This window comes from Corynebacterium sp. H78 (assembly GCF_037572275.1).
In the GTDB taxonomy this organism is placed as follows: Bacteria; Actinomycetota; Actinomycetes; order Mycobacteriales; family Mycobacteriaceae; genus Corynebacterium.
Genome location: NZ_JBBHKX010000002.1, coordinates 199,617 through 213,436, shown reverse-complemented (window position 1 = coordinate 213,436; position 13,820 = coordinate 199,617). Strand labels below are relative to the sequence as shown.

Below are 13,820 nucleotides of genomic sequence, written 5' to 3'. Positions count from 1 at the left end.
AGCCAAAGCAACTAAGCGTCGCGAGTGCTGACCACCAGCGCAGTGGCTGGGCGAATCGCATCGATGATGAGCGACGCGGAGGTCGGCGCGTAACCAAACTCGGTACGTGCCGACAATTCAGTGGCCTGTGCATGAATCACTGTGGACATCGCCACGTTCCACACACCAGCACGTGCTGCCCAGGCACCAATAATGCCACTGAGCACATCCCCGGATCCTGGAGTTGCTGCCCATGAGGTACTCGTATCGATAATTCGAGCCAGCCCCAACACGTCGTGCCCCATGTTCTCGATATGCGCCCGAATCCGATCCCGCGTGACCTTTTCCAAGTCTGCCTCATCCACCGCAACATCGGAATCTGTACCCGCATCCAGTTCGAAAACTTCCGCTGCTGCTCGGGCACGCTCTTCGGCGACCGCATTGCGGTAGTCGGCTAGCCCCATGACCGACCGACGTCCCTTCAACAGCACCATGCAGCGAAGAGCAACACACATGTGTTCCACTGCCCCCAACGGATCTCCATGTGCATCCGGGAAATGCGCAGCTTCGTCTCCCATGCCTTCCACCAAGCGTTCAAACTCGCCCAGATGCGGTGTCAATACCGTTTCGGCACCTCGTACCGCACGTTCAGCCAACAGGTCGCGCAACGACGCGTGACGTGCCAGCAGAGTCACTGCATCCGCATCGACCACCATCGGTTCATCACGCTCCAACAGGATGCGCAATTCCTCCGCAGCTTCATCGTCGGTGCCTCGTCCTGGGCCGACAACCCAAGCATCAACGCGAACGTCGTCGGAAAGCTCCGAGTGAGCAATCACTTCAGGGACAGCTTGAACTACTTGTGCCGCGCACGAACCCACATAGCGAACCATCGAACTCGTCGACCGCACTGCAGCCTTCGTTGCCAAAATTGCGGCACCTGGATATTTGTCGCTGCCAGCGCAAATGCCGACGACCCCTCCCGAGTACTTGTTATCGTCAGCGCCAGGTTCAAGCTCGGCGAAAAAGGCCGGCCCCTGTAGTGGCCGAGGTGGCTGACCGTGTGCGGAAAAGACTTCCGCCGAATCGTCGCTAAACGGAGCCCACTCGAAAACTGGCGCCCCAGACTTAGGAATTGTGTCCGACACAGCACGTGTGAACTGCACCATCCAGTCGCCGTTTTCCAGCGCATCGCGATGCGACAAATTCCGCAGCTCGTCTGCCAACGACATCCGATCCGGAGTCAACGCACTACTCGGTAGCGCGATATCCGCCACCACGACCTCGCCACAATGCACCGACAATGCATGCGCACGACGCAAACCACCAAACGTCACCGTGACAGTCGCTGTCACATGTCCAGGCAAATCCGCATCTTCTTCCGAACTCAGCGCATCATCCATCTCCAGCGTTGCGACGGGCCCAGGAAACACCTGGCCCGTATCGGGATCAATGCCCGACGGAATATCAACCGCAAGCACTGGGATTCGCACAGCGTTCGCCTCGCGGATGAGCCATGCAGCTGGCTCCCGTAAGGCACCAACAGCGCCGAGGCCAACGATGCCGTCGACGATCAAACGGTAGCTCTCCCCCATACGCCACAGAAGCGATGACAATGGTTCGTCGAGTAGGTTGCCACCCGAGCGGCGAAACTCGGCGAGGGCGCTTTCCCACGGAGCGTCGCCAAGCACATAGGCATCGACACCAAATCCCGCCCGGGACAGTTCAGCCCCCGCATACAACGCGTCACCAGAATTGCCACCGCTACCCGCAAGAATGAGTACCCGACGTCCTGTGAGCAACTCTGGCACAGGAACAGGCTCCGCCAACATCACCCGAGCTGCCTCGGCGACCGCGTGCGCTGCACGCTTCATGAGCTCATCCGGTTCAATCTGCGCGTCCAACAACGGCTGCTCTGCACGACGAATCTGATTCACGCTGTATACGGCGGTCATGCGCCCAATCGTAGCGATAAAAAACGAGGCCGAGGCAGGTTTGCTGCTTCGACCTCTGTTGGTGTGAGTTTCCGACTACTCGACGGTCACAGACTTAGCCAAGTTTCGTGGCTTATCGATGTCCTCATTGCCACACTGACGAGCAATTTCTGCAGCAAGGAACTGCAGCGGAATTGTGGACAATAGTGGCTGCAGAAGCGTCGACGTCTCCGGAATGCGAATCAAGTAGTTCGAGTATGGAACCACTGCTTCATCGCCTTCTTCAGCGATAACGATGGTCTTCGCACCACGGGCACGAATTTCCTGGATGTTGGACACAATCTTCGAGTGCAAGACTGCACGTCCCTTTGGAGACGGCACGACGACGACCACTGGGAGGTCATCTTCAATGAGAGCAATTGGACCGTGCTTCAACTCACCAGCTGGGAAACCTTCGGCGTGGATGTACGCCAATTCCTTCAGCTTCAGTGCACCTTCCATAGCTACTGGGTAGCCGACGTGGCGACCAAGGAACAGCATCGTTGGGATAGCACCAATGTCCTTCGCCATATCGAGGTACTCGTCACCACGGCCGACTACTTCTTCGATGAGACCTGGGATGGTCTCCAACTCGCGGTATTCACGCGTGACTTCATCTGGGTACTTGGTGCCACGAGCCTGCGCCAAAGCCAGTCCAACAATGTAGTTCGCAGCAACCTGCGCCAGGAACGACTTGGTCGCAGCAACGCCGATTTCAGGTCCGGCGTGAGTGTAGAGCACAGCATCAGATTCGCGAGGAATCTGCGCACCATTGGTGTTACACACCGCTAGTACACGAGCTCCCTGCGACTTCGCATGTCGGACAGCTTCCAAGGTGTCTGCAGTTTCGCCAGACTGGGAAATCGCAACCACCAGGGTTTGGCGATCCAACACTGGGTCCCGGTAGCGGAACTCCGAGGCAACTTCGATCTCCACAGGGATTCGAACCCAGTGTTCAATCGCATACTTAGCCAGCAAACCGGAATGGTATGCAGTACCACAAGCGACGACGAAGACCTTTTCGATATCCCGCAGATCCTGGTCAGTGAGGCGTTGCTCATCCAAGACGATGCGACCGTCGACAAGGTGTCCTGCCAAAGTGTCACGAACAGCAGCAGCTTGCTCGTGAATTTCCTTCATCATGAACGAGTCGTACCCGCCCTTTTCGGCGGCAGCGAGATCCCAATCGATAGTGAATGGGCGACCCTGCTGCTCCGAACCGTCGAAGCCGAGAACACGGTAGCCGTCAGCAGTAATGATGACGACATTGTCCTGCCCCAGCTCGACAGCCTCACGGGTGTGCGCGATGAACGCAGCAACGTCCGAGCCAAGGAACATTTCATTCTCGCCCACACCGATGATCAGAGGCGTCGAACGACGAGCAGCAACGATGGTGTCTGGGTGTTCAGCGTGCGTAAACAGCACAGTGAACGCACCTTCGAGGCGGTTCAGCACTGCCAGCGCAGAGCGCTCAAAATCCCCTTCGGTATCTCCACCGTCATCACCATTCATTGCACGAGCAAGCAGGTGGCAGGCAACCTCGGAGTCGGTCTCCGAGCTCAATTCAATGCCAGCTTCTTCGAGCTCAGCGCGCAGAGGAGCGAAGTTTTCAATGATTCCGTTATGAACGATGGCAACTTTTCCGTCGAAAGAGAGATGCGGGTGCGCATTCTCGTCTACTGGGCGTCCATGTGTTGCCCAACGGGTGTGGCCAATACCTGTGGAGCCAGCGAAGTTGTCGCGACCGGTCTCTTCTAGTTGGGCTTCCAAGTTTGCGAGCTTGCCAGCCTTCTTTTCGACACTAATCTCGCCGTGCCCGTCGAGAATGGCAACACCTGCGGAGTCGTATCCGCGGTATTCCATTCGTCGCAAAGCGTCAACAGCGATGTCGAGTGCTGGGCGATTGCCCACATATCCAACGATTCCACACATGGGAAAAACAATAGCGGTCGAGTGAGTCTCGTGAAATATCCGAAGACTAGTTTCACAATTTTTTTAGACGTTTCGACACGATCAGGGGCAACAACGTTATCCTTTAGGCGTGGCTGAGAATCTGAAAAAACTGGTGTCCAACTTGTCTAAGCGCGGTCCCCACCGAGTCATGGTGGGAGACCTGACGTTTGCCGGCTTGCCCGGCAAGATCTATGCCCCTGCGGAGGGTAAGGGCGTTCCCGGCATTGCTTTTGCGCATGACTGGCGTTCGCCGATCAAGGATTATCACGCAACGTTGCGTCATTTTGCCTCGTGGGGCATCGCAGTTGCTGCTCCGGACACGGAAAATGGCATGACTCCCAATCACCGTGGCCTGGCAAATGACTTGGAGTCATGCTTGCAAATCCTCGCTGGCGTGAAACTCGGCGAAGGTCAAGTGATTGTCAACCCATCCAAGCTTGGTGTGGCAGGCCACGGCATGGGCGCTGGCTGCGCAGTTCTGGCAGCTGCTGCTCGTGATGCGGTGAAGGGCGTTGGCTGTATTTTCCCAGCGGACACTGCTCCGTCCGCAGAGGATGCAGCTACGAACGTGTCTGCGCCCGGCCTGATTCTCGCACCTGGCGAAGATCAGTGGTTGAACCGTGGCAACCCATACCGTCTTGCGCTGAACTGGACAGGTGATGTCGTGTTCCATGAAGTTAAGGACGGCACCCAGGCTGGCTTCTCCGAAACCCCTCTTGTTCAGCGGGCGCTTGGTTTTTCCAAGGCGGAAAGCAAGCAGCAGGAACTGGTTCGCGCAGCGTTGACTGGCTTCCTCCTGTACACCGTCGGAGACGAGAAGAAGTACAAAGAGTTCGCTGATCCGGAAGCCTCGATCAAGGGCCTGATCAACCGGGATGAGAACTACCTGCGTAAGCAGTTGCCTGAGAACAAGTCTCTGTTTTCTTAGTGTGACGCCTCGATAGCCTCCGGGAGATTTTTCTCAGCTTCTCCATGGAGACCAGTCGCACTCCCTATCGGCTCTGCGACACTATCGATTGCACCCGCGCTTTCACGCGCGGGTCTTCTTGTATTCGGTGCCCCAAGCGATGCGCGGCCGACACGCCTCCCCCATCATCGACGCCTCGTGTGACATGAAACCCTGTGCGCAATAACTCACCTTGTGGGGCAACCCCACCTGTCCGCTCTGCCCCCGCTACTCGCAGCGATTTGTGCTCATTCTTCACAGCTACGAGCTTTTGTAGGCGCTCCTTGGCCTCACACAACGACTTCTCCCAACGCTGCTGCTGGCATTCTGCTTCTCGACGATAATCCGCCACCAACGCATCATATTTCCAACGTACGTGGTCACGCTGCGTGTGCGTCACTTCCACCCTCCTGCGCTGGGTACGTGAATCGCCGGTTTGGCTGGCTCGGCCGGAGTTGAAGACTGAGTGGCGGCTGGTACCGATGCAACCGGTTCTGCCACTGCCGACTCCGCAATAGGTGGCTCCACAACAGAAGGCGGCTGCGTCGGAGGCTGTGGTGGAGACTCCGGAGCCGGTGGTGCCACGGATTCTTCTGGCACAGACCAGTCAATAAGTGGCTCTTGCTCCACTATGGACTCCTCGTTCACAGTGGCCTCTACCTCTGGCGCCGGCTCACTCACCGATTCTTGTTCGACTGCCGATTCGACATCTTCAGCTGCACACCTCAGTGCATCTGCAATGCACACATCTCGAGCTTCCAGCACCCCGCTCATGCACTCTAGGAGTACCTCCGTCAGATCTGAGACAATTAAGGTCGCTTCTGGGCCCACCACTGGGTCCGCGCACAACTCGGCGTTGTCCCCTACTGCAGCTTCGGCGGCGAAGAGCATGTCCTCAGTAGCTAGCGCCGCTGCATTGGCTACTTCACCGGCACATTGACCAGATGCTTCGACAGACCAGGCAGCATGCTCTGCCATGGCCACGACTTGCTGACACTCTCCTTCTGCAGCAAGCACAGCACTGTCCATTGCCTCAATGCCATCGCCATACGATTCTTCTACAACCGACGCCGATTCCGCATGCTCGGTGGCACAAGCCTGAAGCACGCAATCCGCCACATTCTGAAACTCTGCCCACGCACAACCATCAATGCGCGCTTGATACTGCTCCAACTCGGAACAATCGATCGTTCGCTCCCCCGCCAACATCAGACCACACCACCGATGTTTTCGAACACGCTTTGCGACGACAACTCGTGTTCTTCGAACTCGACACATTGATGCCGTACTTTCGCGTACACATGGTCGCGATGATCGAAGCGCCCCGCACACTGTTCATACAACGAAAGCAATGCCTCAGACAATCGGCGTGCTTCGTCGCAGAAGCCAGTCCCCGCACTATCCACTGGCAAGGATGGAAGCCCACGCCACGCATGTGCGCTTCCCCCATCCTCTTCGGACACCACATGCCCTAACCGTGCGAGCTCTCCTTTATCAAGATGAATCTTCGTCACGCTACCCCCTAGAAATTCCTACCCTCATAAAGCACTGACGTGCCTCAAATCCAGTCGGTTCCATCGAGAACAAATGGGGGTACCTAGGAAGTGGAATTCTCACTCTACGAACTACATACCACCTGGGGTAATCGCCGCCAGTGTTCGGAATTAAAATCACACACTCGCTACCCCAATGCCTATTTCAATTTCCTAATAGGCTTTACTTAGGATATGAAAAAGGAATGCCAAGACCAATAGATTCTCATACGAAATATGTTCCAGCCTTAGACGGACTGCGCGCTATCGCCGTTGTAGCGGTAGTGCTATATCACCTCAATGTGAGCTGGACACCTGGTGGGTTGCTTGGTGTCGCAATGTTCTTCACCTTGTCCGGCTACCTCATCACTTCAAACCTGATGAGAGCGAAGTATCAAAAAGATTCATGGGGACTACATAGGTTTTGGCTACGACGATTCCGAAGACTATTACCTGCTGTCGTCCTCACAGTACTGACAGTCTTGATGCTCTCGGCGCTGATTCAGCCGGCTTCGTTAGCTGACCGCTGGCCAGAGTCGCTAAGTTCGCTGCTTTACATCAACAACTGGTTTGTCATCGCCACCGGCAATTCATACTTTGACCAGTTCGCTGGAGCTGGCCCTCTTGACCATATGTGGTCACTGTCCATTGAGGAGCAGTTCTACCTCATCTGGCCCCTCGTCTTGCTGCTCATTTATGTTGTCGCGCGTGGCCATCGTCGCGTTATCATCGCATCGACTGTCGCCCTCGCGTTGGGATCGTTTGCTCTCATGTGGTTCCTCGCCAGCACCGGCACCGACTCCACCCGCATTTATGAAGGTACGGACACCCGCGCCGGCGGACTCCTCATCGGCGCTGCCCTAGCGATCGCCCTGGTCAAGCGAAATGGCAACGTGTCTGTGTCTTTGCCTATTGCGCAAGCCAGCGGTGGCATCGGCGTACTGGGCACGATTGCCCTCATCGGAGCGCTTCCCGACGACTCGCCATTCCTGTACCGTGGCGGGCTCCTTCTGCTAAGTATGTTGGCTGCGATGGCGATCGTCGGCACGCTCCACCCAGAATCGTGGACCAGCAAAGTCCTTGGCACGACACCATTTCGCTGGATCGGAGAACGGTCGTACGGCATCTACCTGTGGCACATGCCTGTGGTTGTATTCCTTCCAGAACAGCTTGGTTCAACGTGGGTCCACCATGCGACGGTCATGGGAGTTTCGATAGTGCTTGCAGCCCTGTCGTGGACTCTCATTGAAGATCCAATCCGCAAGAACGGATTCTTCCAGCCCGCGCTGCATTGGTTCCGTCGTGTTCGTGCAGTGAAGTTCGAAGGTCTACCTCATCCGGGCATTCCTCGACCGGTTCTTTCTGGTGCGATGGTGGTGTTGGTTGCTGTAGCAACAATCGGCATTCCAGCTACGGTTCTTGGCTACGGCAAACAAGTCAACCTGGCTTCTGGTTCTCAACAGACGATGGAGATTGATTCACGCCCCGATGTCGGCGAGGTAGTTGCGACCGGACCTGCCCGCACACGCTGCACGACTGTTGTGCACGTTGGTGATTCCACCTCAATCGGTATGTTTGAGGACCTGCAACTGCCAGATCCAAGTGACAATGCGGCGATTAGGTATCGCGAAGTTGGTGCAAACGACGTCGTAACGTCTGTCTTTGGTGCTCGCGCTACCGCGGAAGGCTGGCAGGACTATCCAAGCGCCGTGGCATCAGTGCAGCAGCTTATGGCTGAGGGGCAGCCCGACGGCACGTGTTGGGTCATTGCGACGGGTGTCAATGATGCAGCAAATGAAGCAGTTGGTCACGCATACCCGCACGACCAGCGAATTCAAGCGATGCTCGACGAACTCGAGGGTGAGAGTATTCTGTGGGCAACTGCAACGACTGGGCGTGATTACGGACCATGGGATATCGCGAACATGAAGCTGTTCAATGATGCTCTCAAGAAGAAGCAAAAGAAAAATGCGAATTTGCACATCTTTGACTGGGCAACGGATGCAAAAGCGGAGTGGTTCCTCGATGGCGACCTTGTTCATTACAACGCCACAGGAAACGCAGAACGATCGGCTCGGTTCGCCGATGCGCTTGCCCAGGCCTTTCCTGCCAAAGGTAAAGGGCCAAAGAACCGGATTGTGACGACTAAAGACCGAGACACCGAGACATCAGCCGACACGGTTAGTACCTCGACGGACGCAGGCGACACGACCGACACCGACACTGCGACGGCTTCGACAACTGGCACCAATAGCGAGAATTCTGGCGTCTATTGAGCCAACAGGTCTTTGGCAGACTCCAAATCAAAACAGCTTCCAGCCACGCCTCTTCTTACGTGGCTGGTTTTCTATTTGGGGCGGCTGACCATACGGCTGTGGAGTTTGCATCGGTTGCTGTATGGGTTGTGGGGCCTGTTGAGGCGGAACTGAATCACCCCACGAACCGTACGGGTTGCTGGGTCGCTGTACAGGAGGCTGAGCTGGTTGCATTGGTCGAGACGGCTGCATTGGCTGCTGGCCACCCATCCCCTGGCTACCCGCACCGCCATAAAAATCGTAGGCTCGCATCAAGGCAACGAGTGCAGCATCTTCCGCAGCTGTCAGTGTGGACATCGACTGCATCTGCGCTTCTGTCTTCTTTTGCATAGCCGTGGCATGTATTTCCCCACCTGATGCATATGCATGTAGCCCAAGCTTCTCAGGGACGGTCGTGCCCTCGACCATCAGCCGAAGTTCGGCAGTCGCCTGCGCATATGGGTCTGCTTCCAACATCGCTTTCAGATGCTCAAACAAACTCACATCCATCATCCGCGGATCAGTTCGCAGGGTCGATGCGATAGACCGAATACGCTCGCGTTCCGGGTACACATACGCGAGTTGATCAATTTCGCGGAGGATTCTGCTTGCCCGATGAATCGTCGCAAAGCTGCCCAACGCACCAGCAAGGAGTTGGCGTAGCTGCGGAATCCCGGACTTTTCGACGAGCCATTCATTCAACGCCGCCGCTCCGCCACGTGCGACGTCGCGACCATGGAGGAATCCATATTCGCCTACGAGGGAAAGCAGACGGCGACGATTGTTGGCGCCATCTTGATCTTCATTGCCCGAGGCGGGAGCATCCAGGTACTGGATCAGATCGAAAGGATGCATGTGCGCAACCCCTGCAATCTGACGGGCATCATCTTCGGTCAGTGCACCAGTGTGGGACGTTTCTGCGAGCAAGCCAGCGATCGGAATGACCGTCATAACCGTGTCTTGTAGCGCGGTTGCCAGCTTTTTTGAGTGTTCCGCAGCGTGCTCGATTGGATCCTTGTCACCGAGCGCGCCTTCGCCGAACCCGTCCGCGCGGGACAACACGCCGAGCGTATTGAAAGGCGTGAAGCGCAGCTTTTTCAGGAAATCAATCTCATCCGCGCGGGGCGTTGAATCGAAGAGGAATACGGCAGCGTCTGCATCGACCGAGGCCACTCGCGTCTGTTCGTAACCATCGATCAAAACTCGTCGGGTGCGCGATTCGTTTTCCGATGTCAACGTGGCAAGACCCGGGGTATCCACCAACGAATAATCCGCAATTGCAGCCGACGGGAACCACCGCTGCAAATAGCTAATCTCTGTAGCTGGCACTGGCAGCTCAGACACCGTCCCACGGCGCGTTTCAACTTCACGACGACTGCCATCAACCAACACTGCTTCCGCACGCGCCGGCGCACCATTTTGGTACACCGCTACCACGTTCGTGGCTTCAAGCGCTGCGGTTTCGGCAACAGGGACACCAATCAGCGCATTCACCAAGGTGGATTTGCCGGCCTTCAAGCGCCCCACAATGACGATTCGCGGAGGCGAATCGATAATGCCCTGGATACGCTGCGCTTCCCTCGCCAACTGTGGACTGACACTGGCAAGGACGGAAATCGCATCTTGAAGTGCTGCGTGAATGTGTGTTTGTTGGGTGCGATCCATCATTATTGCGCCACTCCCTGGATTGTCGCCTGTGGCGCTTCCTGCGTCGCAGCCTGCGGTATTGCGACGGATTCCGTCAGTTCACCAATAGTCTTTTCAGCGGCAGCGATGTACTTCGCGACAACCTTGACGTTGCCTTCCAGCACCTTTCGCTTCTTCTCTCTTGTCGCCTTGTCAGTGCGGACGGTTTCTTCTGCTTCCCGGATCCGCTTCTTCGTCTGTTCGATATTCTCTTTCAATTCAGACCGGTAGCGAATCACAATTTCTGGCCGCGCCGTCGCCATGCCAGACTCGATGAGGCGAGACGTCATCAACCGGGCCGTATTCTGCGTTTCACGCAACCACGTCAAAAGGTTAGTCTTGCCCGCACGAATGGCCTTAAAGCCCAAGTTGAAGCCAACCCACGCAACACCCACTGCGGCGCCCAATCCGATAAACGTCGTCGCCGCGATGATGCCACCAAAAGTCGAAGCTCCGGAGAAACCCATCATGAGGGTCATCGGGTCGATGAGACCTTGGCTTTTCGACGCGACTTTGCGGGTCTCCATACCTTGGCCACCGAATGAGGCCAGAACCGCTTCACGAATGTCATTTCGGGTGACTTCAGAATCAAACCGCTGCGCGATGATCTCCCGATCGAGTTGTTCGAGGAACATATCGATGGTCTCTGCAATAGCGACGTGGAAGTCTTTCTCCATTTCAGCGGTGAAATACTGCGGGTTCTTACGCAGCACTGACATGCCGTGCTTATTGATTTTCTCTGTCCACTTATCGCGAATGTCATCGAGCCTGCGGTCTAGCGAGCTCAATGCGTTCTGACGGATCATGGTTAGATCCCGCTGCAAATGCAGTTCCCACTGTTCCTGCTGTTTCCGCAGCACTTGAAGCTGCTCGAGCTGCTCGTTGAGCTCAGGGAGAACTTTGCTACCTTCGTTGAGCACTGTCAGCCGGGCAACCAGTTTCTCGTCCAGCTGGCGCATACCGTCAGTTGCCGTGCGTAGCCCATTCGCGAGTGGCAAGTTGTCAGCGAGGGCGAACTTGTCATCGATAAGGCGGCGCAGCTGGGTTATCCCCGAAAACGCCTCTAGCTGCTCACGCTGTGGCCCAGGTGGCATTCCGGCCGCCTTTACCGCTAGCAAGCTTGAAACGCCGACGACCGAAATATCGCGACCAATATGCTCACGCAATAGTCGCTTATTCTCTTCGACGATCAGCTGCCAACGCATGAGGTTCTTATCGGTCTTGGTCACTGCCACAATGAGTGCTTCAACGGCACCGCCGGTGTCCTTGATGAACTGCATCTCTGGAGCCGTCAACGGTGTCGTGGCATCGCAGACCACAACCAGCACACACGCCTGGTTGGCCGTCGCTTTCGCAAGCGTGGCGTATTCCGGCTCCAAACCTCCAACGCCAGGGGTATCGATAACCGCGATGTCCCCCATTAAGTTATTGCGTACCGGGACCATTGCGCGGGTAGGCATCTGTTCTGTTCGAGCATCGTTGCCATGTTTACCGTCACATGACACCCAGTCTTCCAATTCTGTGTGAGGGATAGTTTCGGCATGCTCGGCGAACATCAACTGAGCGCTGCCACCCGCAAGTTCGGGGGTCTCCTGCCCCACAGAGATGCTTGTGGCCGTGGTGACATCGATTCCCACTGGCGAAGCATTCGCTTGCCCCACCAGCGCATTGACTAGGGAGCTTTTGCCACGCTTAATCTCGCCCACCACAACAACAGAACGAAGCTGACTGCCCGACGATGCTCGTCGTAACGCAAGGTCACACACGTCATTCATATGAAATGGCTTCAGAATCTTCGTGGTGATGGCTTGCAACAATTGTGCGCCAGCATCGTGCGGGCTACGCGTATCGACGGCCGCCTGGGTGGAATTCGCCGAGTCATCCACGGTAACCCTCCTGAAACTGTTCGTTCACGAAATTGTTAGGAACTTTTAGTTAAACGATACTAAGGTATGGCTATTGAATTACTAAGTTGCCAAACCGGTCGATTCTGTCCGCGGGGAACTTTTTGGGCAGTCACTGCATCCAACAGTAGACGGCACTGAATACTCAGTTCGACTCGAACAGTCACTATTTACAAAATAAGGAGTTTCTCCGATGAAGACGATGCGCGCAACGGCTGCCTTAGCGACCGTGTGTTCCCTCACTTTGCTCGCGGGCTGCGACCTTCCAGGTGGCGCAAACCTCTTTGGCAATAACAAGGACAAGGAAACCGAAACGTCCACTCCAGCTGCCCAGAAGCCAAGCGAGCAGAAAAAGGAATTCGACACCGGCGATTGGCCTACCGAACCGGCGAAGCCATTCGGAAAGACCTCCGACGAGACAATCATTGAATATGAAACAGCTCGTTTGCTGGAACACGTTGTTCTACCATTCGAAGTTGATCCGAAGGTATCGGATGTCAATCCAATGCCTAATCCTTTGTTCAGCGCTGGCGCTCTAAATGCAGTTATCGACGAACAATCTGCGGAGCTGGCAGAGAACAATAATTTCCTCTACGGCTCCCGCATTTCTGCAAGCATTCCGAAAGCACAGGCTACGGATGGCGAAAAGACAATTAACACGCACGTCCTGCGTTTCTTGTCTCCGGAAGATGCACAGAAGTTCGCTGAACAAGTTCATCAGCACTTGACTACAACTGGTGTCACGTTCCTGCCGGATGATCCATTGGATCCATCCACCCCAATCACCATTCCAGAGCTCGCCAATTCCTTCGCATCGACACACGAAATGTCACTCTTGGACGATGGCAGTGACACCACTGAGTCCATCAACGTGTTTGTTCCGCACGACGAGTACGTTCTGTACTTCTGGGCCGACGCTCCGGCCGGCAACACCGAGTGGCTGACCACCATGGCAACGGAAGCCGTGAATCAGCAGAAGCCACGAATTGATCAGTTCCAGGCTGTGAAGACTGTCGACGGCGTCGGCGAGATTGAAGGTCCATTCGAGCTGGACAAGGAAAAGCTCCGCATTTACGCGCTGCCAAGCAAGCGTGAAGAAGGCAAGCACAGCTTCGCCGGTGTCTTCGGTCCGCGCGGAGTTGCAGCAAACTCGTACGGTGCACAGGAAACCCTCACTTTGCTCAACGATGCCGGAGCAACTCACACTGCTGTGGATGAAAGCTCAGTGACCCGCGCGTCCAATGAATTCGCCGCACAGCAACTCTGGTCCGGCCACATCTCGCACATGTTGAACATGGGCTGGGAAGTTTACGACGAACCACAGGGTGTCCCAGACACCAAGTGCGTCACAAAGCAGACGACGTTGGGCCAGCGAAATAACTGCTTCATTCTGAAGGATAACTACGTCGGCGAAACGTACGGCGAAGACCAGAAGGAACTCACGAAGGCTACTGCAGCGCAATACATGATTCTGCAGAAGGCAGAGTCCGGCAAGAAGTAGCGTTACCTCGACGCGCGGAGGCCTTGTTCGGTGCCTTATCCTGAACAAGGCT

The 13,820-nt window shown here is 55.9% G+C and carries 9 protein-coding genes; 3 read left to right on the top strand and 6 right to left on the bottom strand.

What is annotated here, in order from left to right; translation table 11 throughout:
- Positions 1-11: 11 nt before the first annotated feature.
- Together WG934_RS02175 and glmS are read right to left on the bottom strand one after the other, a co-directional pair.
- Positions 12-1,934, bottom strand: coding sequence for an NAD(P)H-hydrate dehydratase (locus tag WG934_RS02175; RefSeq protein ID WP_339988503.1), 1,923 nt, complete (start codon positions 1,932-1,934; stop codon positions 12-14).
- Between the two features lie 75 nt (positions 1,935-2,009).
- Complete coding sequence (gene glmS / locus WG934_RS02170; RefSeq protein WP_339988501.1) at positions 2,010-3,884, bottom strand: glutamine--fructose-6-phosphate transaminase (isomerizing); 1,875 nt, start codon at positions 3,882-3,884, stop codon at positions 2,010-2,012.
- Between the two features lie 109 nt (positions 3,885-3,993).
- Between glmS and WG934_RS02165 the strand changes: the two genes are divergently transcribed.
- Complete coding sequence (locus tag WG934_RS02165) at positions 3,994-4,833, top strand: dienelactone hydrolase family protein (RefSeq protein WP_339977108.1); 840 nt, start codon at positions 3,994-3,996, stop codon at positions 4,831-4,833.
- Positions 4,834-5,247: 414 nt separating this feature from the next.
- On the opposite strand, the gene WG934_RS02160 is transcribed toward WG934_RS02165, so the two are convergent.
- Entirely contained in the window at positions 5,248-6,060 is an 813-nt protein-coding gene (locus WG934_RS02160; protein WP_339977106.1) for a hypothetical protein, read from the bottom strand.
- Positions 6,060-6,365, bottom strand: coding sequence for a hypothetical protein (locus tag WG934_RS02155; RefSeq protein ID WP_339988499.1), 306 nt, complete (start codon positions 6,363-6,365; stop codon positions 6,060-6,062). Before WG934_RS02155 ends, WG934_RS02160 begins: the two co-directional genes overlap by 1 nt.
- Positions 6,366-6,589: 224 nt before the next feature.
- Between WG934_RS02155 and WG934_RS02150 the strand changes: the two genes are divergently transcribed.
- A complete protein-coding gene (locus tag WG934_RS02150) occupies positions 6,590-8,659 on the top strand; it encodes an acyltransferase family protein (protein ID WP_339988497.1) in 2,070 nt (689 codons plus the stop codon).
- Between the two features lie 27 nt (positions 8,660-8,686).
- Here the strand turns inward: WG934_RS02150 and WG934_RS02145 are convergent, their stop codons facing one another.
- A complete protein-coding gene (locus WG934_RS02145) occupies positions 8,687-10,345 on the bottom strand; it encodes a GTPase (RefSeq protein ID WP_339988496.1) in 1,659 nt (552 codons plus the stop codon).
- On the bottom strand, positions 10,345-12,249 hold the full coding sequence (locus WG934_RS02140) for a dynamin family protein (protein ID WP_339988495.1): 1,905 nt from the start codon (positions 12,247-12,249) through the stop codon (positions 10,345-10,347). The genes WG934_RS02145 and WG934_RS02140 overlap by 1 nt, the downstream gene beginning before the upstream one ends.
- Before the next feature lie 211 nt (positions 12,250-12,460).
- Between WG934_RS02140 and WG934_RS02135 the strand changes: the two genes are divergently transcribed.
- Positions 12,461-13,768, top strand: coding sequence for a DUF7373 family lipoprotein (locus WG934_RS02135; protein ID WP_339977096.1), 1,308 nt, complete (start codon positions 12,461-12,463; stop codon positions 13,766-13,768).
- Positions 13,769-13,820 lie beyond the last annotated feature (52 nt).